Annotated in this window: 19 protein-coding genes and 1 pseudogene; 6 read left to right on the forward strand and 14 right to left on the reverse strand. The window is 70.2% G+C overall.

Going from position 1 to position 25352, the window contains the following annotated elements:
- Positions 1 to 857 precede the first annotated feature (857 nt).
- Genes BCD48_RS08750 through BCD48_RS08760 form a run of 3 tightly spaced genes read left to right on the forward strand, consistent with a single transcriptional unit; the run spans position 858 to position 6969 of the window.
- A complete protein-coding gene (locus BCD48_RS08750; protein ID WP_071047819.1) occupies positions 858 to 2603 on the forward strand; it encodes a type I restriction-modification system subunit M in 1746 nt (581 codons plus the stop codon).
- Positions 2600 to 3844, forward strand: coding sequence for a restriction endonuclease subunit S (locus tag BCD48_RS08755; protein WP_071047820.1), 1245 nt, complete (start codon positions 2600 to 2602; stop codon positions 3842 to 3844). The genes BCD48_RS08750 and BCD48_RS08755 overlap by 4 nt, the downstream gene beginning before the upstream one ends.
- A complete protein-coding gene (locus BCD48_RS08760) occupies positions 3844 to 6969 on the forward strand; it encodes a type I restriction endonuclease subunit R (protein ID WP_071047821.1) in 3126 nt (1041 codons plus the stop codon). The genes BCD48_RS08755 and BCD48_RS08760 overlap by 1 nt, the downstream gene beginning before the upstream one ends.
- A 32-nt stretch (positions 6970 to 7001) precedes the next feature.
- On the opposite strand, the gene BCD48_RS08765 is transcribed toward BCD48_RS08760, so the two are convergent.
- Positions 7002 to 7373, reverse strand: a complete 372-nt coding sequence (locus BCD48_RS08765; RefSeq protein ID WP_241841598.1) for a helix-turn-helix domain-containing protein — start codon at positions 7371 to 7373, stop codon at positions 7002 to 7004.
- Between the two features lie 259 nt (positions 7374 to 7632).
- On the opposite strand from BCD48_RS08765, the gene BCD48_RS08770 reads away from it, so the two are divergent.
- Entirely contained in the window at positions 7633 to 9027 is a 1395-nt protein-coding gene (locus tag BCD48_RS08770; RefSeq protein WP_071047822.1) for a hypothetical protein, read from the forward strand.
- 224 nt (positions 9028 to 9251) lie between these two features.
- Here the strand turns inward: BCD48_RS08770 and BCD48_RS08775 are convergent, their stop codons facing one another.
- The 12 genes from BCD48_RS08775 to BCD48_RS08830 all read right to left on the reverse strand — a co-directional run bounded on the left by BCD48_RS08775 (position 9252) and on the right by BCD48_RS08830 (position 22113).
- Positions 9252 to 9815, reverse strand: a complete 564-nt coding sequence (locus tag BCD48_RS08775; protein ID WP_198543154.1) for a hypothetical protein — start codon at positions 9813 to 9815, stop codon at positions 9252 to 9254.
- Positions 9816 to 10015: 200 nt separating this feature from the next.
- Complete coding sequence (locus tag BCD48_RS54785) at positions 10016 to 13915, reverse strand: LysM peptidoglycan-binding domain-containing protein (protein ID WP_071047823.1); 3900 nt, start codon at positions 13913 to 13915, stop codon at positions 10016 to 10018.
- A gap of 129 nt (positions 13916 to 14044) precedes the next feature.
- Entirely contained in the window at positions 14045 to 14587 is a 543-nt protein-coding gene (locus tag BCD48_RS08785) for a hypothetical protein (protein ID WP_241841599.1), read from the reverse strand.
- A complete protein-coding gene (locus BCD48_RS08790; protein ID WP_071047824.1) occupies positions 14584 to 15087 on the reverse strand; it encodes a TadE/TadG family type IV pilus assembly protein in 504 nt (167 codons plus the stop codon). The genes BCD48_RS08785 and BCD48_RS08790 overlap by 4 nt, the downstream gene beginning before the upstream one ends.
- Positions 15084 to 15521: a hypothetical protein gene (locus BCD48_RS08795; RefSeq protein WP_116271459.1), complete on the reverse strand. Its 438-nt coding sequence runs from the start codon at positions 15519 to 15521 to the stop codon at positions 15084 to 15086. Before BCD48_RS08795 ends, BCD48_RS08790 begins: the two co-directional genes overlap by 4 nt.
- A gap of 221 nt (positions 15522 to 15742) precedes the next feature.
- Positions 15743 to 16018, reverse strand: coding sequence for a hypothetical protein (locus BCD48_RS08800; RefSeq protein WP_071047825.1), 276 nt, complete (start codon positions 16016 to 16018; stop codon positions 15743 to 15745).
- A 45-nt stretch (positions 16019 to 16063) separates the two neighbouring features.
- On the reverse strand, positions 16064 to 16945 hold the full coding sequence (locus BCD48_RS08805) for a type II secretion system F family protein (protein ID WP_071047826.1): 882 nt from the start codon (positions 16943 to 16945) through the stop codon (positions 16064 to 16066).
- A gap of 229 nt (positions 16946 to 17174) precedes the next feature.
- Positions 17175 to 18110 (reverse strand): type II secretion system F family protein, encoded by a 936-nt coding sequence (locus BCD48_RS51130; protein ID WP_071047827.1) that lies wholly within the window; start codon positions 18108 to 18110, stop codon positions 17175 to 17177.
- Complete coding sequence (locus BCD48_RS08815) at positions 18107 to 19468, reverse strand: ATPase, T2SS/T4P/T4SS family (RefSeq protein ID WP_241841600.1); 1362 nt, start codon at positions 19466 to 19468, stop codon at positions 18107 to 18109. Before BCD48_RS08815 ends, BCD48_RS51130 begins: the two co-directional genes overlap by 4 nt.
- Before the next feature lie 80 nt (positions 19469 to 19548).
- Complete coding sequence (locus BCD48_RS48840; RefSeq protein ID WP_071047828.1) at positions 19549 to 20499, reverse strand: SAF domain-containing protein; 951 nt, start codon at positions 20497 to 20499, stop codon at positions 19549 to 19551.
- 286 nt (positions 20500 to 20785) lie between these two features.
- Positions 20786 to 21682, reverse strand: coding sequence for a hypothetical protein (locus BCD48_RS08825; RefSeq protein WP_071047829.1), 897 nt, complete (start codon positions 21680 to 21682; stop codon positions 20786 to 20788).
- Positions 21655 to 22113: a hypothetical protein gene (locus tag BCD48_RS08830; protein ID WP_071047830.1), complete on the reverse strand. Its 459-nt coding sequence runs from the start codon at positions 22111 to 22113 to the stop codon at positions 21655 to 21657. The genes BCD48_RS08825 and BCD48_RS08830 overlap by 28 nt, the downstream gene beginning before the upstream one ends.
- A 788-nt stretch (positions 22114 to 22901) precedes the next feature.
- Here BCD48_RS08830 and BCD48_RS53315 point away from each other — a divergent pair.
- Entirely contained in the window at positions 22902 to 24485 is a 1584-nt protein-coding gene (locus tag BCD48_RS53315; protein ID WP_241841601.1) for a DUF2637 domain-containing protein, read from the forward strand.
- Between the two features lie 160 nt (positions 24486 to 24645).
- Here BCD48_RS53315 and BCD48_RS08840 read toward each other — a convergent pair whose 3' ends face one another.
- Complete coding sequence (locus BCD48_RS08840; protein ID WP_349308001.1) at positions 24646 to 24876, reverse strand: helix-turn-helix transcriptional regulator; 231 nt, start codon at positions 24874 to 24876, stop codon at positions 24646 to 24648.
- Between the two features lie 146 nt (positions 24877 to 25022).
- Here BCD48_RS08840 and BCD48_RS50535 point away from each other — a divergent pair.
- Positions 25023 to 25352, forward strand: a pseudogene (locus BCD48_RS50535) (hypothetical protein); the annotation flags it as partial.

Here is a 25352-nt window from a genome sequence, read left to right on the forward strand (position 1 = left end):
AGACTATCGCCCGTGGGGATCACGATTCGCGGGTTGCCGGGGGATCCTCGTGCCGCCTCGCTGGACGAGCGAGACAAGGGTGACAAGTTCGAGCGGCTGATCAAGACGTACCTGGCGGCCGACCCGGGATGGACCGAGAGGTTCTCCGAGGTCTGGCAGTGGACGGCCTGGCCTGGCCGTGGCGGGGCGGGGCGGGCGACTTCGGGATCAACTGGCTATGAGCGTTTCCTCTGGCCCCACCTTCCGACGAGACGCGGCCCCACCCTTCTTGATCGGAGAATGACGTCCGACGACTTCTGGCTCCACCTGTGCCGTGCCACGGCTGGGGCAGAGATCCCCGTCCTCCTCGTAGCTGCCGATCCGGTCCTCGGCGAAGCCGCAGGTCCAGGTGGAGCGCCCGCAGCGAAGCGAGGACGAACGACCTGGACCTGCGGCGAGCGAGCACCACAATCGCCGGCGAGGAGGGCTCCGGGTGGGGCCAGATCTCGTCGGAGATCAAGCCTCCCGAAGATCGCCAAGTGGGTCCGGATCTCGTCGGATAGTGGGGCCAAAACTCGCTACCGGAGCCAGGATCAACCTCGTCGCCGCGAACCGTGGCCAGAGTGGCTTCACCGCCTGCTCGCCGACGGCAAGGCGCTGGTCCTCGCCGTCGTCGGCAGCGGTACGTCGCCGAGAACGTCCAGCAGGTCATCTCCTGAATCCGGTGAGATCAGCATCGACGAATCCGTCAGGCTGCTCGGCTGCTGGAACCGGCTGGCCAGGACCTTCAGCCCCGAACACGGCGGCGCCGGTGGCCCATGGGCCGGGCGTGGGCGTCCGGCACCCCGTCTTCGCGTGAGATCATCTCAAGGAGCCCTGTGAGCACCCTCGGTAGTTTCATCTGGTCGATCGCCGACCAGCTTCGGGGTCCCTATCGCCCCAATCAGTACGGCAACGTGATTCTCCCGCTCACGATCCTGCGCCGGCTCGACTGCATCCTCGAGCCCGACCGGGAGACGGTCCGGGAGCTCGCGCGGAAGTTCGACAACCCGAACCGGCTGAAGATCGAGGTGAAGAAGGCGACCGGCAGGCCGTTCTACAACACCTCCAACTACGGGTTCGGCAACCTCCTGGCCGACGCCGACGGGCTGGCAGACAACCTGGCCGACTACATCGACCGGTTCTCGGCGGACGTGGACGTGTTCGAGTACTTCGACTTCAAGAAGGAGATCCTCGCGCTGGAGAAGGCCGAGCTCCTGCGCGAGATCATCACCTCGTTCAAGGCAATCAACCTGCACCCCAAAGCGGTGTCGAACGCCGACATGGGCGATGCGTTCGAGTACATCATCCGCAAGTTCAACGAGGCCGCGAACGAGACCTCCGGAGACCATTACACCCCGCGCGACGCGATCCGGCTACTGGTCGACCTGCTCTTCGCGGAGAAGGACGTCGACCTGACCGAGGCCGGCATCGTCCGCACTCTCTACGACCCGACCGCGGGCACCGGCGGCATGCTCGCCTTGGCCGAGGAACACCTGCTCGCGCAGAACCCGGACGCGAACGTGAGCCTGTACGGGCAGGAGTACAACTCGCAGTCGTACGCGATCTGCAAGTCCGATCTCCTCGCCAAGGGCCACGACGCGGCCAACATCGCCTTCGGCAACACGCTCACCGACGACGCATTCAAGGGCAAAAAGTTCGACTTCTGCATGTCCAACCCGCCGTACGGCGTCGACTGGAAGCAGTACGCCAAGAAAGTCACCAAGGAACGTGACGAGGCCGGCCCGTACGGCCGGTTCGCCCCCGGCCTGCCGGCGACCTCGGACGGGCAGATGCTCTTCCTGCTCCACCTGGCCCACAAGATGCGGGCGCCCGCGGACGGCGGCGGCCGGGTCGGGATCGTCATGAACGGCTCGCCGCTCTTCAACGGCGCCGCCGAGTCCGGCCCCTCCGAGATCCGCCGATGGCTGCTGGAGAACGACCTGGTCGAGGCGATCGTCGCGCTGCCGACCAACATGTTCTTCAACACCGGCATCGCCACGTACATCTGGATCCTCGACAACACCAAGCGCCCCGACCGCAGGGGCCTGGTCCAGCTCATCGACGGCACCTCGTTCTGGACCAAGATGCGCAAGAACCTCGGCTCCAAGGGCCGCGAGATCTCCAACGCCGACCGCGAGAAGGTCGTCCGTCTGTACGCCGACTTCCTCGACGCCGACCCCGACTACACTAAGGTGCTGCGCAACGACGAGTTCGGCTACTGGACCATCACCGTCGAGCGCCCGCTCCTCGACGAGTCCGGCAAGCCGATCGTCGACCGCAAGGGCCAGCCCAAGCCCGACCCGAAGAAGCGTGACACCGAGAACGTCCCCTTCACCTACGGCGGCTCGACCGCCGGCCGGGCCGGCAAGATCGAGGTCATCAACGCCTATTTCGGCGTCGAGGTGAAGCCGCACGTTCCCGACGCCTGGATCGACTGGGCCAAGGTCAAGACTGGCTACGAGATCCCCTTCACCCGCCACTTCTACAAGTACGTCCCACCCCGCCCCCTCGCCGAGATCGACGCCGACCTGGACAAGCAGGTCGCCAAGATCCTCGACCTGCTGCGAGAGGTCGAGGGATGACACTGGCGCAGTTGACCTTCAACCAGTCTTGGGCTGGCAGGGTCCCGCCTCGCTGGCGCTGGAGCAGGAACAAGGAGCTTCTGACTGAATCGCTGGCCCTGTCAGCCGATGGTAACGAGGAGCTTCTCAGCGTCTCGCATTTGACGGGCATCACTCCGAGGTCGGAGAAGACCGTGACGATGACGGCTGCAGAGAATCTTGAGGGTTACCGAATCGTGGAGCCTGGGGATCTCGTCATCAACACGATGTGGGCGTGGATGGGTGCGCTCGGCATTGCCAAGCAGGCCGGGATTGTGAGCCCTGCATACGGCGTGTATAGCCCACGTGCAGCCGCTCCGTTTGAGCCCCGCTTCTACGACTACGTCTACCGGTCGGAGCCGTACGTGATGGAGATGACTCGTCTCTCACGCGGCATTTGGTCGTCACGGCTGCGCCTCTACCCGGATGTATTCCTGGGCATGGCCGTGCCTGCGCCACCGCTGAAGGAGCAGCGTGCCATCGCCGGCTACCTCGACCGCGAGACCACCCGCATCGACACGCTCATCGAGGAGCAGCAGCGCCTGATCGAGATGCTCCGCGAGAGGCGAAGAGCGACGATCGCGGAGGCGTTGGATGGTCACGAGATGACTCGCCTGCGTCGGCTGGTCGATCGCGAACGGCCGATGACCTACGGGATCCTTCAGTGCGGTCCGCTGGTCGACGGAGGCGTTGTCTACGTCGGCCCCTCGGACATCGTTGGCGAGGGTCGGTCTCCGATGCGAACTGCCCTGCGGACAACTGCACCAGAAATTGCGGCTGCCTACCAGCGATCGGTTCTAGCAGGAGGGGACGTCGTCGTCTCGATCGGACCGGCCTACGGCAAGGTCGCTGTCGTCTCCGATGACTTGGCCGGAGGAAATCTGACCCAAGACACCGTTAGAGTTGCGCTGCGTCCTGAGCTCGTAGACACGAGGTTCGTGGTTTGGGCTCTGCTGTCGCGGCAGACAGCGGATTATTGGGACTACGAGATCATGGGAGCCACCTTCCGTCGGCTGAACCTCGGGACGCTGGCGAGGACTCCGATTCCACTACCGAGCCTGGATGGACAACGCCGCATTGCCGCGTACCTCGACGAGCAGACTGCGAAGATCGACTTGCTGATCGCCGAGGCCGAGCGGTTCATCGACCTGTCCCTTGAGCGCCGCTCTGCGCTGATCGCGGCGGCGGTGACGGGGCAAGTCGACGTGCGGGAGTTGGTCTGATGGCCGATCACAACGAGGTCGTTTTCGAGTCCGAGATCTGTGCGTACCTGGAGGCTCACGGGTGGCTGTACTCGGCGGACGATTCCGGGTATGACCGCGAGCGGGCGCTCTTCCCCTCGGACGTGTTCGCCTGGTTGGAGGAGACTCAGCCGGCGGCGTACGGGAAGGCGTTGAAGGCGGCCGGGTCGGAGGCGAAGGTCCTCGACGTGCTGGCCACGGCGCTCGACAAGCCGCTGGAGCATGGCGGCGGGACGTTGAACATCCTGCGCAACGGGGTCGTCTACATCGGTGGTGGCCGGTTGAAGCTGGCGCAGTTCCGGCCGGAGACCAGCCTGAACGCGACGACGGTGGCGCAGTATGCGGCGATGCGGGTGCGGGTGATGCGGCAGGTGCGTTTCTCGACCGCGGATCAGCGCAGCCTCGACCTGGTGTTCTTCGTCAATGGGCTGCCGGTGGCGACGGTGGAGCTGAAGACGGACTTCACGCAGTCGCTGGACGAGGCGATCAACCAATACCGCAAGGACCGGCGCCCGGTCACCAACGGGCGGCCGGAGCCGTTGCTGTCGTTCGGGCATCGGGCGCTGGTGCACTTCGCGGTCTCCAACGACCTGGCGGCGATGACCACCAGGTTGGAGGGCGAGAAGACGCACTTCCTGCCGTTCAACATCGGCCACGACGGCGGGGCGGGGAACCCGCCTGGTGCCGAGGGGTGGTCGGCGACGGCGTACCTGTGGGAGCGGGTCTGGGAGAAGGACGCCTGGCTCACGATCATCGGGCGGCTGATGATCGTGGAGACCCGGGAGGAGTGGGACGTCGCGGCGGGGACGTCGGTGCGGCGCACCAGCATGCTCTTCCCGCGGTTCCACCAGTGGGAGGCGGTGACGAGCATCGTCGACGCCGTGCGTGAGGAGGGTGTCGGCCACAGGTACCTGATCGAGCACTCGGCCGGGTCGGGGAAGACGAACACGATCGCCTGGACCGCGCACCGGCTGGCGCGGCTGCACGTGGAAGACGAGAAGGTCTTCGACTCGGTCATCGTGGTCGTGGACCGGACGGTGCTCGACGGGCAGCTCCAGGAGGCGATCCGGCAGATCGACGGGTCCGGCAGGATCGTGGCCACGATCAGCCCGGAGGACGTCCGCAAGGCCGGCGCGAAGTCGAAGTCGGGGCTGCTGGCCTCCGCGCTCAAGAACGGCGAGCTGATCATCGCGGTGACGGTGCAGACGTTCCCGCATGCGATGGGCGAGATCCAGGCAGACAAGGGGCTGAAGGGCAAAAAATTCGCCGTCATCGCCGACGAGGCGCACTCGTCGCAGTCCGGCAGGATCTCCTCCCAGCTGAAGGCCGTGCTCACCGCCGAGGAGATCAAGGACCTCGAGGACGGCGGCGAGGTCTCCCTGGAGTCGCTCCTGGCGGCGCGGATGAGCGAGCGGGCCGACTCGCCGAACATCTCCTACTTCGCGTTCACCGCGACCCCGAAGGCCAAGACGCTGGAGATGTTCGGGCGGAAGGGGCCAGACGGGAAGCCGGTCGAGTTCCACCTGTACTCGATGCGCCAGGCGATCGAGGAGGGGTACATCCTCGACGTCCTGCGTGGCTACCAGTCGTACGACACCGCGCTGAAGATCGCAGGCAAGGCCACCGCCGACGACGAGGTCGAGGAAGGCGCCGCGCGCAAGGGGCTGATGCGGTGGGTGAAGCTGCACCCGACCAACATCAGCCAGAAGGTCCAGATCATCGTCGAGCATTTCCACGCCAACGTCGCCTACCTGTTAGAGGGCAGAGCGAAGGCAATGGTCGTCACCGACTCGCGCAAGGCCGCGGTGAAGTACAAGAAGGCGATCGACGCCTACATCGCTCGCCGGGCCGCGGAGGATGCGTCGTACACCTACCGCACCCTGGTTGCCTTCTCCGAGTCGGTGACGATGGACGAGAACGAGGAGTGGACCTCGGAGTGGGGGCCGGCGCCGTCGAAGGACGTCGAGTTCACCGAGACCAACCTCAACCCCGGCGCCGGATCGGACCTGGCCGCGGCGTTCAAGGGCGAGACCTACACGATCATGCTGGTCGCCAACAAGTTCCAGACCGGCTTCGACCAGCCGCTGCTCTCGGCGATGTACGTCGACAAGAAGCTCTCCGGGGTCACCGCCGTGCAGACGCTCTCACGGCTCAACCGCACCCACCGCGCCGCGGGCGGGGAGGTCAAGCGCAAGACATTCGTCCTCGACTTCGTGAACAAGCCCGACGACATCCGGGCCGCGTTCGAGCCGTACTTCGCAGGCGCGACCCTGGAGACCGAGACCGACCCGTACGTCGTCGCCCACCTCGCCGCCAAGCTCGCCCAGGCCGGAATCTACACCGCCGACCAGGTACGGGACGTCGCCGAGCTGTGGGTGAAGCGGAAGGGCAACAACGCGCTCTCGGCCGCGATCGCTCCGGCGAAGCACGAGTTCGCGAGCCGCTACGCCGCCGCGATCGAGGCCGATGACAAGGTCACGCTCAGCACCCTCGACCTGTTCCGCCAGGATGTCTCCACCTACGTCCGACTCTACGACTTCATGAGCCAGATCGTCGACTACGGCGACCCGCACCTGGAGATGCTCTCCATCTTCCTACGCCTCCTCGAGAAGGTCATCGCCGACTCTTCGTGGGCCGCCGAGGTCGACCTCTCCGACGTCGTCCTGGTCGGGGTCAAGCACGTGAAGCGGGACGCCGTCGACATCTCGCTGACCGGCGACGGAGAGCTCAAGGGAATCAGCGCCGCCGGGACCGGCACCCGCAAGGAACCCAAGTACGTCGCGCTCCAGGTCGTGATCGACAAGATGAACGACCTCTTCGGCGCCGAGTCCTTCACCGAGTCCCAGATCCGCGAGTTCGTCAACGGCCTGGTCCAGCGGCTCCTCGCCCACCCCGACCTCGTCAGGCAGACCCAGGTCAACTCGAAGAAGCAGTTCATGGACTCCGACGACTTCAAAGCCATCGTCACCGAGGCTGTCCTCGACAACCAGGACGCCCACAACACCATGGCCGACTACTTCTTCAGCGACGGCCCTGGGATCAACGGCGTCATCCTTGCTCTCGCCGACGCCTTCTACGAGGCCGCCACTTCACGGGAGACTGACTGACAGCGAGGGCCACAGAGGTGGGCGACGGGGCGTCAATGACCCAGACGCGCCAAGTTCACCTCGCGGAGGCGACAGTCGTCCTGGGCGATCTTTCTTCCGCGAGCCACCCCACGGGTGGTCAGGTCGCGGGGTGTGGGGTGAGCTGGACGTCGAGGCTGGCATCGAGGGCGGTGGCGAGGCGGTCGAGGACCGGGAGAGTCGGAACCGTGCCCCGGCTTCGAAGCGGCGATCGCGGACTGCGTCATGCCCGCGGCGCGGGCGAGGTCGGCCTGGCTCCAGCCGCGCTGCTGGCGCAGGTCGCGGACCGTCTGGCCAAGGTCGTAGGCGAGCTGGGCCGCGCGGTAGGCGTCGGTGGCACCGGGTTCGGCCATCCGCCGCCCGCGCAGCGCCGCCCACTCGATCACACGCTGCTCCGGACCACCGCAGGAGCCCTTCATACGTGCGCCCTTGACCACACCCCCCGCCCGGCTACCTCAGCGACCACGCCACTCTCCTCTTCCTTCAGCACCCGCAGCACCTGATCGATTAGCGCCGACGGATACACCCGGTCAGCACCCCGACCGTCGCCCGATCCGGTAGCCACCCCTCCGGCGACAGCCCCTCACCACCGTCATGACCCACAGTCCGAGACCACCGATCATATGATCACTTAAAGTACGGCCATTGGATTTGGACCTGACGGGTGAGCCGTTGTCCGCGCTGGATACGCTCAGTGCTCCGGCCGAAGGGGAAGACGTGACCGACGAGACGGCGGCACCACAATATGACCCGGAGGAAATCACGGTCTACGTCGCTGAGGACGGAGTGCTCTGCGTCGGCGACCGCAGCGTCGTCGACACCTACATCGCCGCCCTCCAGCGCACGGCCGGACAATCTTTGAGCGACCTCGGCATCGGAAGGCAGTCGCTTCTAGATGTAGCTGCTGCGGCCTCAGCGCTCGAAGCCCTCCATGCGACCGGTGGCGAGTACTTCCAGATGTCGCCGAGCAGTCTCGAACTTTTCAAGGACCTTGGGGTCATCCCTGGTGCGGGCGGCTACTTCAAAGGCACTGTCCGGAGTGACACTGGGCAGTTCTTCGCCAACCTCGACTTCCGGCAAGTATCGCTCGGTCCGACACGGGCCATGTCCATCCAGTTGGCCTTCGCCACCGCATCACTGCGCGCCGCGATCAAGGACGTTGAGCGGGCAGTCGAGCGCGTCGAAAGCAAGGTCGACGACCTTGCTGCGCGGGTGCACTCAGCCACGCTCGGCGAGGTGCTCGGTTCGCACCGGTTGCTCGGGCAACACGTTGCGACCCTCGACGAGACGGGAGTGCTGCCGGAGACGATCTGGCAGTCCGTTGCCGCGCTTGGCCCACAGCTTGTTGTCGGTATCGAGAGGCTTCGCCAGTTCTTGTCGCAGCGTGTGAAGAACCTCGACGTCGCCAAGTCTGCCGCTGAAAGAGCCAAGCAGCTTCACGACGCCGTTGACAACAACAGTATCGGCGAAGTGCTCCAGCTACTGGTCGTGACCGAAGACTCGCACTACCTCTGGCACCGACTCAGTATTGAACACGCGCGAACCACCGAGCCACACAACCTCGAGCACGTGATCGCGTCAGCCCGCAAGCTTCTTCGCGACGATGTACAACTCGACCGCGAACTGCTCGATGACATTCGCCAAGCCATCGACTTCTATGCCACGCTGCGCCCGCTGGAGAAACACCGCATGCTCTCGCGCAGGAAGCTTGAAGAGGACGTTGAGACGCTGCGACGCGGCTTTGACGACTTCGCGGCCGCCCGCCAGATGCAGGTGACTTCTTGGCAGGCCATCCAGCGGCCCACCTGGGGCGATGTCGGCGCAGAACTTGGCCGACGTGGTACTGCGCTCGGCCTCGCTGCCCAGAACGCCAGCACGAAGGCCATCGACGCAGCCGACGGGTATGCGACTCGTGCCGCCGGCGCGATCGCCGAGCAGGCCCGCGCCGCAGGCGACGCAATCGACCTTCAGGCACATCGAGCAGCAGACGCTGCCAAAGACGCTTGGCCAAAGAAGCCCTCCCAGGATGCCAACGACTAAGTGGACCATCGAGGCTCCCGGCTCTAGATTAATGTTTAAATGATCATTGGGCCGGTAGCATTGGACTGTGAATGATAACGGTGGCGAGGGTGATGACCAGCCAACACAAACCCTAGAGACGATCATTTAACGTGCGGCCGTTGCGCCAAGGCGAGACCGTCGCACGGGAGCGAAGCCAGGTCGCCATAGCCTCCACCAATAATCAGATTTGGCATCGTCGGCAGCTACTCCATGCCGAACGCCAAATCATCGTTGAGACCTGCACATCGCCATTGCGCCTCGAACTCCTCGGGATCGATCTCCCAGGCGGCGGCTTGGGGGTCGTAAAGGTCGACGACGGGGGTGTTGAACACCCAGTCATCCGGGGTGTAGCGCACGCCGGGGCTGTCGCCGCGGATCTCGACCTCGCGCAGGCGACGACCGTCGGCGCTGACCTCCCAGTAGCAGATGACGTCCGGCTCGTCCTGCGACTCGCAGCGTAGGTGGACCAGTGACCGTCCGACGAGAGCTCCGAAGCCTGGTTGCCTGCGCTGCTGGTCTCGTTGCTGTCGCAGTTCGCCCAGGCCGGGTGGCAGGTCCGGGGCGTCCAGGTCGACCTCGGGCAGGTTCCACGCTGCGGCGCGTTCCCACGAGTCGGCGTCTGTGACGACCTCGACCTCGGCGATCCGTTCCACGATCTCGCGCGCCGAGGTGGCCTGCACCCACCACCACAGCCCGCCCATGCCGTAGTCGTGGACAACGAGAAACCGCTGTCTGCTCGAGCCCGGGTTGATCACTATGTCAGCCACCGGTGCTGACGAGGGAGACGTGCTGCGCTGGCCAGATGTCGGCGTCTCATGCCGTGCAGATCCTTCGAACTAGGCCTCGCGGTCGGGACGGCCGTCGTGGTCGACGAGCGAGTTCCGCAGCCTCCCGCGAAGCCTGCCCTTGCTCGCGGGGGGGCGATGAGTCAAAGCCAGATCCTGGTAGGCGGCGATTCCCGTGGTTGTCACTGGACCCGGCTATCTCGGGTCGCAGACGCACCTCGCAGTGATGCAGCGCCGCGTTGGAGGGTGCGGTGGAGGTGGACAAGGTCGGGGTTGGTGTCGCCGTTCCAGTCTGGGTCGGATTGTTCGGCGCGTTGGTAGGCGTGGTAGTCGGCGGTGGCGGCGGGCAGGTCGCCGCTCGCGGCGTGGGCGCGCAGGCGCAGGGCGAAGAGGCCTGGGTGGGCGGGCATGATCGCGAGGCCTTGGGTGGTGGCGTCGAGGGCGGCGTCGGGGTTGTCGGTGTGGAGGTGGAGTTCGGCGAGCAGGAGGGCTGCGCGTACGGCGGTGGTGGTGAGTTGGGAGCCGAGTTCGGCATCGATCCAGGGGGCGGTGTTGGGGGTGCCGGTGATCAGGGTGAGGGCGTCGGTGAGGACGGGGATGGCGGTGTGGGGGTGGTGGCGGTGGGTGCGGGCGTAGTCGAGGCGGTGTTGGAGGAGGTCGAGGTCGGTGGTGACGGCGGGGTCGAGGCGTAGGACGGTCTGGGCGGCGGGGATCCAGGCGCGGGCGTGTTCGCCGGCGAGGTGGACCAACGCGCGGCGGGCGCGGCCGAGTTGGTTGTTGACGGTGCGGGTCTCGGGTTCGGCGTTGGGCCAGATGGCGGTGACGAGGTTGGTGCGGGTGCGGCCGCGGTGGGTGGCGAGCCAGGCGAGGATCTCGAGGGTGCGGGTGCGGGCGTGTTCGCCGGTGGGGTGTTGGCCGGTGCGGTTGACGGCGTCGAGGGGGCCCAGGAGCGTGACGCGGACCTGCCAGTCCGGCTCGATGTAGGGCGGGGTGGTGGTCGGCGCGTGGCCGTTGGCAGGTGCCGTCGCCAGCGCCACGGCGGGCGACGTCCAGGTGGTGGTTGGGCTGGCCGCGGCGGTGGGTGCGGGCGTGGTCGCGGTTGCCGACGGGCTGGTGGTAGGTGGTGCGGCTCGGGATGGCGACGCCGGGACAACCGCGGTGGTCGATCCTGTGAGCGCTCCGAATGGCAACGGAGAGGGTGTGGATCGCGAGCCGGGCGGCCGTGACGGTTCCGGGTCGTCCGGAGGTGGGGTCTGCGCCGGTGCGGGCGGTGTGTCGAACGCTTCGGTGACGGGTGTGTCGCCTGCGGGGCGTGGGGCTGGGATGGGTGGTTGTGCGGCGTCGGCAAGTAGGAGGCAGAGGGCGTCGAGCGTGGTCTGGGCGAGGGTCGTTGGGGTGAGGATCAGGTTGAGGGGATCGAGCCGCCAGCGGGCGATGCCGACGGGGCCGGACGTATCGTCGGCGCCGTCGGGATAGCCGGTGGTGTGGTTGTCATCGGCGACGTGCAGGTCGGCGGCGTCGTCCCGGTTATCGCTGTCGGCGTCGGTGTCCTGGGTGGCTGTGGGCCAGGCTGCCCCGTCGGCGTCGGCTCGTGTCTGGCTGTGGGCCGGGTGTGGGGTGGGGAGGAGGGTGAGGCGCCAGGTGGAGGTGTGGGTGGGGGTGGCGGGCTGGATGAGGGCGAGGCCGGTGCCTTCGTCGGCGGCGTAGGTGGCGAGGTCGGTGAGGTCGTCGGTGTCGTGGTCGGTGGTGGGGGGTGTGGCGACCAGGGCGATGACGGGGTCCCAGTTGTCGGTGGGGACGGTGGCGCGGGCGGTGAAGGTGGTGGTGGCGCCGACGGTGGCCAGGGCGTCGCGCAGGTGGCTGACCTCGCCGAGGACGGTGGCCGCGAGGTGGGTGAGGGTGGCGGCCGGGTAGATGCGGTCCTCGTCGATCAGGCCGTCGGGGTCAAGGCCGTAGGTGTGGACGGTGGGGGTGGCGGCCAGGGGTGTGAGGGCGAGGGTGGTGGCCAGGGCGCGGGCGAGGCCGGTGGTGGCGTCGGTGCCGTGGCCGTTGGGGTCGAGGGTGAGGGTGCCGAGGGCTTCGAGGTCGGCGTAGACGGCGGCGCCGTCGGGCAGGGTGCCGAGCTGGACGAGGGTTGGGCAGGGTGGTGGGAGGCCGGGGTCGGTCGGGGGCAGGGGTGCGTCGTGGGGCAGGGTCCAGACCTGGCCGTGGGCGTCGGCCTGCCAGGGCGGTGCGGCGGTGGGGATCGGGTCGGCGAGGTAGACGTCGAGGGTGCCGTCGGGGCGGGCGAGCACGACCTGCGGGAGTGGGCCGTCGTCGGTGGTGGGGTCGGTGTGCAGGGAGGCGAGGTCGCGCAGCGCCTCGTCGAGGCGGATGGTCGGGCCTGGTGGGGTGGTGGCGAGCAGGGCGGTGTGGATGGCGGCGGCGTCCGGGTCGGGTGGCGGGGCGGTGGTGTCGACGGTGACCTGCCGGTCGCGTCGGGCCCGGCGCTGCGCGACGGCGGTGAGGACCGCGGCGGCGAGCAGGGTGCCGCCGAGGCCGAGGCCGATCAGCCAGCGCACGGCGTCGTGCCGGTCGGCCGGGTAGGTGGTGGGCGCGGTTGTAGTGGGTGGCGCGTGGTCGCCGGGTGCGGTGGTCGTGGCGGGCGTCGTCGGCGCCGGCCTGGTCGGGGTGGGGAGAGCCGGGCCCCGGCCGGGGGTGCTGGTCGCCGTGCCGGGCGGCGGTGTGGCGGTGGTCGGTGGGGGTGGGATGGCCGGGGAGGGCGTGCCGGGTGCTGGCGCGGGGCGGGGCGTTGCGTTCGCGGGTGGTGGTGGGGTGGGGCTGGGGTGGCCGGTGGGGTCGAGGGTGGGTAGGGCGAGGGCCATGCCGGGGTTGATCAGGTCGGGGTTGGTGAGGCGGTGCCCGGCGGGATCAGTGGTGCCGTGGTTGGTGGTGAAGACGATGTCGACGATCACGGGCAGCGTGGTGTCGTCGGCGCTGCGGTAGGCGTCGGCGGCGACGGCCCAGAGGGTGTCGCCGGGGGCGACGGTGTGGCTGGTGCTGGTCGGGATGAGCAGTTCGGGCCGGCCGGTGGGTGTGTTCGCGGTCTGGGGCGCGGCCGTGGTGTAGGGCGGGGTGCTGCTGGCCGCCGAGGTCCGCGGCGGGCTGCTGTCCTCGAGGGCTGGTAGCCAGCCATGCGGGACGTGCGCCGCCCCGTTGCCCGTGGCCGTCGCCGCCGCGTTGTTGCCGGCGGTGAGTCGCGGGTCGGTCGCCGGGCCGCTGATCCACGGTGCCCTGGTTGGAGTGAGCGTCGAGCCGGGGTGGGCGGGCGCGGTGGCGGCTGTGGTCGGTGCGCCGGTGTGGGGTGCGGTGGTGGCGGGGGTTGCTGCCAGGGCGGCGCGGCTGGACAGCAGGGTGAACACGATGCCGGCGGTGGCGACCCAGCGGGCGGCGCCGCGGCGGACGGCGCGGGGTGCCGGTGCGCCGCGCCGTCCGCCGGCGGCGGGGCGGGTGACGCCGCCGGGGCGGCCGGCCGCGGGTGGTGTCCCGGCGGGACGGCCAGGCGTGCTGGTCGCCGCCCGTGCTTCGGGTCGGCCTGAGTGGCGGCGCGTCCCGGAGGGGTGTTGCGTGCTGCTCCTGGCGCGTGTCTCGGGCTCGGCTGGGAGGTGGCGTGCGGCGGCGCGGGCCCGGTGGCGCTGGCTGTGTAGGGCGCTGGTGGCCTGGGTGGTGATTTCCCAGGCGAGGCAGAGGGTGATCCAGGCCCAGAGCAGCCAGCCGAGGGTGGCAAGGGTGTTGGGGGCGAGGTCGGGGTGGATGTAGCCGGCCTGCAGCAGGGTCCACCAGCGGCCGGGTTGCCACGTGGTGGGTAGCGGGTAGCCGCGCCACGTCCAGAGCATCGCCGGTATCCCGGCGACGAACCCGACCAGGCTGACCAGGGCGAGCAGGCTGCGCAGGATGTCGCCCAGGCCGGGCCGGGTGGGGCGCGCGGGCCGGGCCTGCCCTGGCGAATGGTGGCGGGCGGGTGGGAACAGCGCGTCCCCGTCGGGTGGTGAGGCCGGCGGTCGGGAGGTGCGGGTGGGGGTGGCGGTGGCCCGGCGGGGCATGGTGTGTCTCCTGCGCAGGTGGTGGTCACGCGGGGTGGGCGCTGCGGCGCCGCGAGCGGCGGCTCGCCCGGGTGGTCGGTCTGGAACGCTGGTCGCTGCCGTCCAGGCGTCGGCGGGCTGGCGCTGTCGTCAGGGGTTGGTGGTGGCGGCGGCGGAGCGGGTCTGGGTGACCGTGGCGTGGGTCTGGCCGGTGAGTTGGAGGAGCTGGTAGTCGACGGTTTCGGTGACGGTGACCGTGACGGTCAGGCCGTCGACGGTGACGGCGACGAGGTCGGCTTCGGGGTGGCGGGTGAGGTAGGCGTCGGCGTTGGCCTCGGCCTGGGCCGCATCGAGGGTGGGGGTGCCGGCGCGCAGGCTGGTCTCGTCGAGGGCCTGGGCGCCGGCGCGGGCCGCGGCGGCGGCGAGGTCGGAGGCGTGGGCGCTGGCGTTGAGCGCGCGCCCGGCGTCATAGATCAGCCCGGCGAGAAGCAGCGCGCCGGTGAACAGGACGGCGAGCATGAGGCTGACCGCGCCCTGGTCGCGCCCCCTCGTCTTCGTCGGCGACGACTGCTGGCAGGACCGCCGTTGCGCGCGCCGAGGGCGACCTTCCGCGGCGTCGGCGCCGGTGCCGGCATCGCGGGGCGGGTGTCGTGGTCTCGCGATGGCGGTGCGGCGGCGGGTCGGGGTGCTCATGGGACCGCCGGGGTGGGACCGCCGCGGTAGGCATCCAGGACGGCGTCACCGGTGGCCTGGACCGTGCGGTGGCCGGGAACCGCAGCGAGTTGGCAGCTGACGACGACGGTCACCAGGTCGAGACCGCCCGGCTGACCGGCGGTGGTCACGAGGGTGGACAGGTCGGTCTGCACGCGGATGCTGCCGGCGGCGCACAGGTGGCCGGGCAGGTTGGCCCGGGCGGTGGTGTCGGCGACGGCGGCGGCCTGGTCGACGTTGGTGGTCAGGGAGGCGGCGCGGGCGGCTTCGCGGGCGGCGCGGGCGACGTCGGCGCGGGCCGTGGCGTAGACCGCGGCGACCGCGAGCACGAGCAGCGCGAGGGTCAGGGCCGGTGCGGCGACGGCGAACTCGACCGCGAACGACCCCCGCTCCCCGCCACCCGCGCGACACGGCCGGCGGGCCCGTCGCCGCCGGCCCGGCACGCCCGCCCGGGCCGGGGTCGGGGTGGGCTCGCGGGTCATGGCGCTTGTCTTTGGGGGATGAAGCGGGCGGCGGGGCCGGTGGCGCTGCGGGTGACCGAACCGCCGAGCAGGGCGGTGACGGTGACATCGACGGTGACCGTGGCGGTGTTCCGGTGCACGGTGGTCGCGACGTCGGTGATGGCCTGGCTGGAGCGGGCGATCCCGGCGGCGACCTGGACAGCAGCGGTGTCGGTGCCGCCGGTCGACTGGGCTGTCTCCAGTGCCCGCTGCGCGGCCGCGTCGGCGGCCTGGACGGCAAGCCAGCGCATCCCGAACACCAGCAGCAGCGCGAACAGGGCAAGGACCCCGCCCATCACCGCGGCCAGCTCGACCGCGCTGCCCCGGTCGTCCCCGAACCGGCGCCGCCGGTGGCGATGGAGGCGGTGTAGGGAGACCGGAGAAGATGTCGTCTTGTGCGCGGGGAACCTGTCCATTCGGACTGCAACCTGCCCTCCGACGAGCCGGTATAGATGTCAATTCCTCGTCCGGCGCCCTCAACGGCGGCCGACTGACCGCCCTGTTGATCCCACTTCGGGGGTATTCGGAGTGCCCCAGTCGACACGCGACTCGCCATTCGACACTCAGTCGACAAGTGGCGCGACCGTTCGACATCTATGGCGGTCCCCCTACAGGCGGTGAGGGCGGGGCGGCTGGGTCACTGGCAGGTGGTCGGATCGGAGGAGACGCAGATGTTGTTGGCCGTGTCTTTCGCCTTGGCGAGAATGATCGCGACCACGGTGGCGGCGATGATGACGAGGCCGACGGTGATGACAGCCGTCGACAGGGCGTCCCCGCGGTCGGGCCGCCGGCCGTCGCGATCGGCGGCGGCGCCGTGGGTCTGCTCGTGCGCGGTGATCCGGTCGACGAGCTGGGTCGGCAGGGCGGTGAGCCAGTAGTAGGCCAGGGTGAGGTGGACGCCGACGCGGTGCATGGCGGCTCCTTGTCTCGGGGCAGGGTCTCGTGACAGGTGACGGGGTTAGGGCAGGGTGGCGGGGCCGGTGAGCAGGGCGAGCAGCGGATAGGTCAGGAAGCCGACGAACGCGAGCGCGACGGCGGCGGCGGGCAGTTCGAGTTCGGCGTCGGCGGTGGAGGCCTCGGCGCGGGCCTGGGCGGCTTCGGCCGCGCGCAGGTGGGTGGCCTTGCTGTCCATCGCCTCGACCGGGGAGGCGCCGCGCAAGGCGGAGGTGACGGTCAGCCGCAGTTCACGCCACTCCGCCAGCGGGACGCGGTGAGCGAGGATGTCCAGGCCCGCGTCGGCGGGTTGGTGGCGGGCCGATGCAGCGGCCAGGGCGGTGGCGATCTGGGAGAACGCCCAGCCGTGACCGGCGTCGGCAGCCAGGCGCAACGCGGCAGGTAGTGGCAGGCCGCCCGCGAGCAGCACCCGCACCAGGTCCAGGTAGGCGGCAATGGCGAGCCGGGTCTCCTGACGACGGACCTTCGCGCGCCGACGTATCGGCCGGTCCGCGGCGGCGACACCGACGAACGCGGCGAACCCGACCAGCACCGGCTCGAGCAACGCCGGCACCGGCACCCCGGTCAGCGGCGCACCAGCGACGGCCACGGCGGTGCCGACGGCGCAGGCGGTGGCGGTCGCGACGCGGGTGGCGGTGTGGGTGGCCCGGTCGCGGCCAGCGAGGGCCAGGTCGTCGGCGAGCAGCAGACGACGGGCCCGGGCGGACCCTGCGGCCTGTTCGACGTGGTCGTTAACCCAGCCGCCAGCGGCCCGCGTCCAGCGCGCTGGATGCGTCGCAGAAGTGCGAGCCGTCAGCGCCGCGTACAGGGCGAGGTAGATGCCAGTAGCAGCGGTCGCTCCGCACAGCCCCATCAACACGCTGCCCGCGGGCAGGCCGGCGCTCACCGCCGTCCTCCGCCCGGGTGCGGGTTCGGCGCAGCGGCGACGTCAAAAGCCTCCGCGGCGCGGTCGCCATCTGCCGCGGTCGTGACTCGTGCGGACACAGCGTCGGCGTCGTTCGGGTGGCGCCGTCGGTGTCGCCCGGCGGGGGCGCGATGTGCGTGCGGATACGTGGTGTTCTCGCGAGCGCCCGTCCAGGCGGTACCGCTGGGTGGGGAAGCGGGGTGGGTGCGGGTCATGTCGTTTCCTCGAAGAAGTCGGGCATGGCCGGTGGGCGGGAGCGGCGGATCAGGGAGTGCACGGCGACGCCGACGAGTGCCAGCAGGCCGGTGAGCGCCAGTTGGCCGGCGGCGGTGTGGTAGGGGGTCAGGACGGCGGGCCAGGCGACGAGCAGCCCGCCGGTGGTGAGCGCGAACAGCGCGAGCAGCAGGGTCATCGCCCGGCGGTGGCGGGCACGGCCGGCGTGCAGGTCACGCAGGACGGCGACGCGGTGGCGGGTGGTCTCGACCTGGCTGGCCATCAGCCGGCCCAGATCCCCCGCGCCATGCCGGTACGCCAGCACCAGCGCGGTCACGACCTGGCCGACAGCCGGATGGGCCACGTCACGGCGAAACGCCGCCAGCGCCCACGGCAACGACTGCTGATCGTGCAGACGCCGCCCGAGCGCCGCCAGCGGGCCGGCGAGCGCCGAGGGGGGTAGCTCGCTGGAGGCAGCGACGGCCGCGCGCAGCGGCTGTCCGGCGTCGAGTTCCTGCCGGACGGTCTCGCACCAGGTCGCGACCGCCTCGCCCAGCTCGTTCGTCTCGCCGACGCCGCGCAGCGTGCGCGCCTCCCTGGCCAGCCACACCAGCCCGGCCGCGATCACCGCCAGCACCGGCAACCCGACCAGCGCCCCCACCACCAGCCCCACCAGCGCGGCAACCGCGACCGGCCCACTCCTCGGCAATGCCCGCCACCTGCTGGCAATCGCCGCCCCGGTGTTGCGGGCCGCCAGCGTGGTCGGCTGGCTGCCCGACGCGCCGCGGTGCCTCGGCCACCTAGCCCGCCCGTCCACGCCTACGTTGCCGGTCCAAGGCGCCCGTCCCGTCAGTGCCGCTGCGAGCAGCCACAGGCCAGCCCCGGCGACCGCGCCGTCACCGGCCAGGGCGAGCAGCCGCAGCACGCCGCTCACCGCGCCGCTCCGGAGGAGCGGCGCGCCTGGAAGTAGGTGGGGTCGGTGACGGTGGCGAGCTTGGCTGTCAGGCGCTCCGACAGGTCGACCTCGGTACGCACCGCCCGCCCGGCGCGCGCGTTCCACCGCCACAACTCGGCGGAGCTCACAGCACCGGCGCGGTAGTCGACGATCTCGCGGACCGACGTGACCGCCCGCGCCCGCCCGACGTGGGCAACGTGGATGACCAGGTCGAGGGTCGCCGCGATCGTCTCGAGCACCACCTGTTCAGGCACGACGCGGGACCCGAACGCGGCGTAGGTCCGCAGCCGGGCGACAACATCGGCGGACGAGGTGGCATGGATCGTGGTCGCGACGCCTTGGGCGATGCCCTGCCCCGCGGCCAGCAGCAGCGGCAGCACGCCCCCGTCGGGTTTGAGCTCGCCGAGCAGGACCCGGCTGGGAGTCTGGCGACGCAGGTCCGCGGTCAGATAGCGCTCGATCGGGTACTCGCCCCGGCCGTCGACGTTCGCCTCCCGGGCCTCGAACTCGACGAGGTTGCGCCACCGGTCCCGGTCCAGGAACAGCTCGGCCTCGTCCTCGACCGTCACGACCCGCTCCAACGCCCGCTCGCCCGGGGTGGCGTTCGCCCAGGCGCGCAGCAACGTGGTCTTGCCCGCGCCGGTGCCCCCGGAGATGACCAGGCCGATCGGGACCCGCAGCGCCGCGGTCGACGCCAACAGGGCGATCACGTCCGGACCGCACATCCCCGTATCGGCAAGACCGGACAGCGAGTCCAGCGCCGGGGTGAACAGCCGGCAGTCGAGATGCGTCAGCGAGGTGACCCGGCCGACCGCGTGCACCCGCACCCCGCCCGGCAGCCGGAACCGCACCGACGGGTTCGCCTCGTCGAACCGCCGCCCGGCCAACGCCGCCTGCGCCGCCGCCCACTCCCAGACCTGCTCATCCGCCTGGAACGGCGACGGCGACTCGATACGGCGGGCGGTGGCCCGCTCGGTCAGGACCATGTTCACCGCGCCGTTGACCTCGACGTCGCTCCAGCGGTGCGTCGCGGTCAGCACCGTGCTCAGCGGGCCCAGCTCGGCCCGGGCCGCCCGGGCACCCTGGCGGACCGCGTCCTCGGCGACCGGGCTCAGCGGCGGCTCGCCATCGGCCGCGGCCTGCTGGCGGGCGGCCACGAGCACCGCTGTGATCGCCTCATCGACCAGCGCACCCCGGTCCGCCGACCGCAACACGGTGCCGGTGCGGCGGGCATGGTGGAGTCGCGCCTCCACCACCTCTCCGACCTGGGCCACATAGTCCGCGACCAGACCGTCCTCGACCGGGTCCACCACCCCGGCAGCCGCCGCGGTCAGCACGGCAGAACGCTGCGGCGGCCCGGCCCGCCGGCCCCCGGCCGGCGCAGGTCCCGTCGTCTCCGGACGCGGACGCACGGCCATCACCCGCCCGCCCCCACCACACCCGCGACCCCGCCACTGACACTCGGGCTCGCACCGCCTGGCCGGGCGCTGCCCGCCGTCGAGCCGCCGGTTCCCCCAGCGCCGGCATCCCCGGACGGACCGGCGGTGTCACCCGCGGCGGCGGTGCTGGCACCAGCAGAGGGACCGGCAGCTGCGTCCGTGTCAGCGTCGCCAGTCGCCGTGTCGCCGGCCGTGGGTGCCGCCGCCGGGCCACCTGCCTGCCCGCCGGGTGTGACGACCGCGCCTCCGGGAGCATCGGCGGTGACGCCGAGGAGACGAACACCAGGACTGGTCGCGGCGGCGGCCGCGACGCGAGCCGCCAACTGCGCCGGTACCGCCAGATAGACAACAGTCCCCCCGGCCTCCGACGAGCCGGTCGGGCGGCCGACCTCGGTCACCGTCACCCGCTCGGCCAGCGTCACCGCTTCCTTGGTTGCCGGGTCGACCCCGACGACGTCGACCTGCTCCCCCGCCCGCGGCGCCGACGACGGCAACCCGGCGGCGTCCACCGATACCCCGAGCGTCAACGTCCCCGCAGGCCCCGCCACCGACCCGACGAGCTCCGGCGTCAGCAACGTCCCCACCGGCAGATCCACTAGCGCCTGCCGACCGACCACCACCGCTCTGGCGGTCGCCGGCGTCGCCAGCCGCACCGCCCCACCCGACGCGGCGACCCGGACCACCGCGAGGTCGGCGGCAGCGATCACCTGGCCCCGCTGCATGGGCCGGGCCAACGCCACCGCGTCCACCGTCGGCTGGCTGCCCGACCCCAGCCACAACGCCCCACCCGCGCCCAGCACCGCGAGCAACAGCCCGAGCAGCGCTCCACCCCACCGCCGCTGCCCCCGCCCCGCGCCGCGCGGCCCGTCGCCGTCGTACTCGCCGTCCAGATCCGTGTCATCCCACTGATCAGATGCCGTGAACGTCACCGCCCACCACCGCCCACCCGGCCCGGGCGCAACCGCCAGCCCCGAACCGCGATCGGCACAGCCCGACGGGCGTCGGTCCGACCCGTCCGTTCGTCCCACCTGACGGCCTCGCGGCACGCTCGCTGAAGCGAAACCAGCCGTGACACCGCTACCCGGACCCGCTGGGTGCCTCGCCGCCGCAGCGACGCGCCGCGACGGCCACGATCCACGGGCCGGCCGTAGGGCGCTGGCAGCTTCCGCCCACCACGCCCGGCGGTCGCCACAGAAATCAAGGACATACGGGAGGTCATGAGCCGCTTCCTTCGACTGCCTGGTATTCGTGGACGACGGCATCGACAGCCGTCGTGGTGGTCAGCGCCTGCAGCGCGCCGGACTGGCCACCCGTGGCCAACCAGGTCACCTGCCAGCGCACCGACAACGACGCCGGCCACGACCGGCCGTTGAGCGCAGCCGTGGACGCGTCCCGATACACGTAGGAACAGGCCGGGTCTGAGGCCGGAGTCGGCGCGGCCGGATCGAAGGTCTGGCCAGGGCCGGCGCAGGTCACCGGACGGGCGCCGTCACCTGGGTCGAAGGTGAGCGCGACCGGAGTCGCCGTCACCGCGACCGCGAGGCCCAACGCCTCGGCCGTGCCGGTCACCGGCACCCACTGCCCGGCTGGCACCGCGAACCATGTGGCCACCTTCACCACCAGGCCCTGCGCCGGATCCGGCGACAACACCGGCCGCGGCGCCGGCAACCGCCGCCTCACGTCATCAGTCGCTGCCGCGAGCAGGTCGCCCTGGTCCTGCACCTGGAACCACTGCCAGCCCACGACCGCGCCGTCACACACCCGCGCGTACAGCACCGACTCGACGCCGTCCGGATCGAACGGATCAGAGGCGCCCTCCGACGACCCCTCCCCCAGCTCGTCGAGTGACTTCCACACACACTGCGGCGCCGGACCGGCGGAACCGCTTCCGGCCGACGGCTTCGGACCGCCATTGGCGGTGATCGAACCGAGGATCTGCTGCCGGTCCTGGTCCGTCTCGACGTGACCGTCAGCCTGAACACCGGCGTCGTTCGCCCATCCGAACGGGACCGGATCTTCGGCGATGGCGGGTAGCGGTGCCTGCCCCAGCGCGGCTAGCCCGAGGGCTGCGCCGACAACCACGGTCAGGACGCGGCGGGACGCGGCGGGCACCGGTTCTCGCCTTGCCAGCTGTCGACGACGACACCGCCGCTGATCTTCCAGGCTCTGTCCGGCTGCTCCACCCAGGTGGTGCGAGTACGGACGCTGCTCGGGGTGTCGCTGACGACGATGTCCTTGCCATCTGGAGCACGGTTGACGCCATCAAGAACGACGTCGGTGTCGTAGCCGCACATCGTCACGACGGCCTGCCCGTGAGGCGAGAACGCGTCTACCTTGATGTTCTCGATCACGAAGTAGGAATCCGTACTCGGCCTGACCACGTAGCCCCGCTGGGCGAGGAACGCCATCCGGTCACGGATCGTGTCCCCGGAGACTGACTGATCGGTGTAGACGGCTCGCAACGCGGCGACCAGTGCCTGATCGCCGGGCTTGGCGGCCGCGGCACGGTAAACGTCGAAGTACTGCTTCTGCGCTGCCGCCACTTCGGTACGAACCTCGGTGGCAGGATCAGCTGGTCCCGAGGTTCCAGACACCGATGCTGTGGCACCGCCGGCCGACAGCGCCGGTTCGGGGGGTGCGTCGCCAGACGAGCCGCCGCAGGCGGCGGTCGAGAGGCAAAGACCAAGTATCCCAGCCACTGCCAACGTCCTTGTTGTCCTCATCAGGACCGAAGACCGCATCCGGACAGACGTCCTCAACCGGACGGACGTCCGCATCAGGACATGGCCCGTAACGATTCGGAAAAGCGGCGTCCGCATGAGGACATTGCTTGTCCTCAAACGGACGCCACCGGCACTGTGCACCATTTCGACACAGCGTTCCGCACGGGCGCAGGCGCGCATCAGACCTCCAGTCGGGCAGGGGCGAACACCTCGACGCCGAGACGCGGGCATGCCGCCAGAACAGCTGCGAACACGACCGAAACCACAGGTCAGGGCAGGTCTCAGCCGCAGGGGCGAAGCGGCTCGGTTAACACCGCCCGCAACCGGTCGAGGCCGGCAGTGGGCGTTCGGTCGTCATGGCGAATCTGCGGGTCAGACCCGCAGGATTCGATGACAAAATGGTGGTATCACAAGAATTAGTGCTTGAGTAGCCGGTTCACCCCAGCCTGTGGATAACCCCGGCCTAACGGTGGATACCGTCCGTCACCTATGTCGCCCGACCGCTCGGAATAGACGACACTTCGCGCCATCCGATCCAACGTCTCAACCGCTCGTGGCCCATGACGCCCGCATCGGGCCGCTCGCTTCACCAGAGCAGGGAGTTCGCCGTGTTCGACGTTGTCCAGGGCCGCGCCGTGCCGCGCACTGCTGCGAACGACCTCCCCGTCCGCGGCGGCGCACCCGGCGACGACCTCCAGCCCGCCGAACTCCCCGTCGACAGCGCCAACGCCCGACCCGTCCTGGACGCCAACGGCGCGAGCCATGCGTACGCCGCCGCCGCTCCGCATGACCTCCCAGAGGACCGATCAACCACGCAACGTAGTAATTGTGATTCACATCACTCGGAGACTGTCGGGGGAGCTATCCACGTCGCCACCCCCGCGCCACCAGTCCCTACCCATCGCCCGCACGACGCCGAGGCGACGCCGTTCCCACCGTCCGACCTCCCGGCGGCAGGCCTCGGGAAGCCCAGTCGCGGCGCCGCCATCACAGGAGCCGACCGGCCTTTGACCGGCCGATCACCGCGGGTTCGGTGGTGGCGTGAAGGAGAGACATGGATCCGGCTCGCGACCGTCGTCGCGGTGCTCGCCGTCGCCGGCATCGCCGCCGCCGTCTCCTATAGACACATGAGAGGCGTCGCCCTCGACCACGGCGAGGACCACATCGCTGCCGCGATCATCCCCATCTCGGTCGACGGCCTGATCGTCGCCGCCTCGATGACGCTGCTCGCCGACAGCCGCGCCGGGCGCCGCCGTACCTGGCTGCCCTACGGTCTGCTCGTCCTCGGCTCGGCGGCCAGCCTCGCCGCCAATGTCATGCACGCGGAACCTGATCTTGCAGCCAGGGTCATAGCGGCATGGCCGCCCCTCGCTCTCATCGGTGGCTATGAACTGTTGATGAGCCAGATCCGCGCCACCACACGCCCCACCGGGAACCGTCCCGGCCATCGGGGGCCGGGACGCCGCCGGCATCGGGCAGTCGCCGAACAGGCCCACCATGACGACGCCCGTCGCAACCGCGACCGCTCACCCGCCAGCACCGGCGAACGGCCTGACGCCAGCGACCGTGCGCACCACGTCAACCCGGCCAGCGCCCGTTCGGCGCGCAGCGCGTGGTCCGACGGCGACTGGACGGCCAGAACCGAGCCGGCTGGCAGTTGGTACCGGCATCCCGCCGCACTTGATGACGTCGACGACGGTCAGGCCTTCGGCGCTGACGTCGAGCACCGATGGGCCGCGGCCGCCGGCCTGCCCACTCAGCGCACCGAGACGCACCCCGGTCCGGCCGCCACCGACAACCCGGCAGCGCCCAGCACCAACCCGCCAGACGAACTCCACGCCGTCCGTGCACTCAACGGCACGGCCGCCACGCTCACCGGCGTCACGTCTGCCGCGACCACACGTCCTGTCGGACTGCCGAGTGAGGCGGTCTCGGCCGGCAGCCTGCCGCCACCGCTCGGCCTCGGAGAGGCCCGCATGACAGCCGGCACGGCGTCAGTCGACCCAGCGCCGTTGACCAGCAAGAAGGCCCAACTCGCCGGTCTCCTGGCCGCGCTCGCTCCCGACGACCCTCGCACCCCCTACGCGCTGGCGCGGGACCTCGCGCCCGCTCTCGACCTGCACGAGGGCACCGCCCGCCGCTACATCGCCGACCTTCGCAAGACCACCGACTCATCCGCGTCCGCGGCCTGACCGCGAGGATCAACTCCCCCCGGGTCCTGGCACGCACCCACACGCGATCGGAACCCGCCGGCCCGCGTGACCGGGACGCTGTCACGACCCGGCGATAGGAACGCCCGCCAGCGGACAGCCCTTCTTCGCCACCCACGCTCGTGACGCCCGGTCCCCTGGGTTAGGTGTCGCGGTCCTCGCCCTCACCGCCGGCGCGCCGGCGTAGCCGGCCGGCGGGCCGGTGTTCGGCGATCCAGGCCTCAATGTCCTCGGTGCGCCAGATGTGGCCGGCGGCCAGGGTGACGTACGGGCTCGGGAACGTCGGATCGCTGGCCAAAAGCTGGTTCACCCGGGTCCGGTTCACGCCGAGCCGCTTCGCGATTTCCGCGGCCCCCATCAGCGGTTGCACCACACAAAAATCCTAGTAGACGACCGTCTACCCGCGTCGTACGCTCGGCACTACGCAACGGTCGTCTAGTAGCGGCCTGCTGCGTCCTCCGTGCCGCCCGTTATGCAGGCTGCGCCCCCTCCCACTGGTCATCCAGGAACGAGGCCCCGATGGACCACTTCCCACTCCCCGCTCCCGGGCCCTGGCACCCCGTATCCCCCGACCAGCCACCGGCCAGCCTGGTGGTCACCGGCGACGGGCACGAGTTGACGATCTGCCCCGGCGCGACCCCGGATCTGCTGGCAGCGCTGCTTGTCCAGATCCCGCCCCGCGCCCGATTCGTCGAACACCACGGTGATGTCTTTTCTGGAGTAAGCAAAGAGGACATTCCTCGGATATGTGGAGTGTTCGTCCGGGGAAGGGTGGCTGGTGTCGGCCGCTGCTGCTATCTGATGGTCGGGATCCCGAGGTCGGTCTGGGTTCCCGGGGAGTTGCGGATC

Source organism: Pseudofrankia coriaricola, from assembly GCF_001854805.1.
Classification (GTDB): Bacteria; Actinomycetota; Actinomycetes; order Frankiales; family Frankiaceae; genus Pseudofrankia.

Bases quoted from the DNA above. Each gene is read 5' to 3' on its own strand.
- BCD48_RS08755 (WP_071047820.1), top strand. From the start codon at position 2,600: ATGACACTGGCGCAGTTGACCTTCAACCAGTCTTGGGCTGGCAGGGTC.
- BCD48_RS08760 (WP_071047821.1), top strand. From the start codon at position 3,844: ATGGCCGATCACAACGAGGTCGTTTTCGAGTCCGAGATCTGTGCGTAC.
- BCD48_RS54785 (WP_071047823.1), bottom strand. From the start codon at position 13,915: ATGCCCCGCCGGGCCACCGCCACCCCCACCCGCACCTCCCGACCGCCG.
- BCD48_RS08785 (WP_241841599.1), bottom strand. From the start codon at position 14,587: ATGAGCACCCCGACCCGCCGCCGCACCGCCATCGCGAGACCACGACAC.
- BCD48_RS08790 (WP_071047824.1), bottom strand. From the start codon at position 15,087: ATGACCCGCGAGCCCACCCCGACCCCGGCCCGGGCGGGCGTGCCGGGC.
- BCD48_RS08795 (WP_116271459.1), bottom strand. From the start codon at position 15,521: ATGGACAGGTTCCCCGCGCACAAGACGACATCTTCTCCGGTCTCCCTA.
- BCD48_RS08800 (WP_071047825.1), bottom strand. From the start codon at position 16,018: ATGCACCGCGTCGGCGTCCACCTCACCCTGGCCTACTACTGGCTCACC.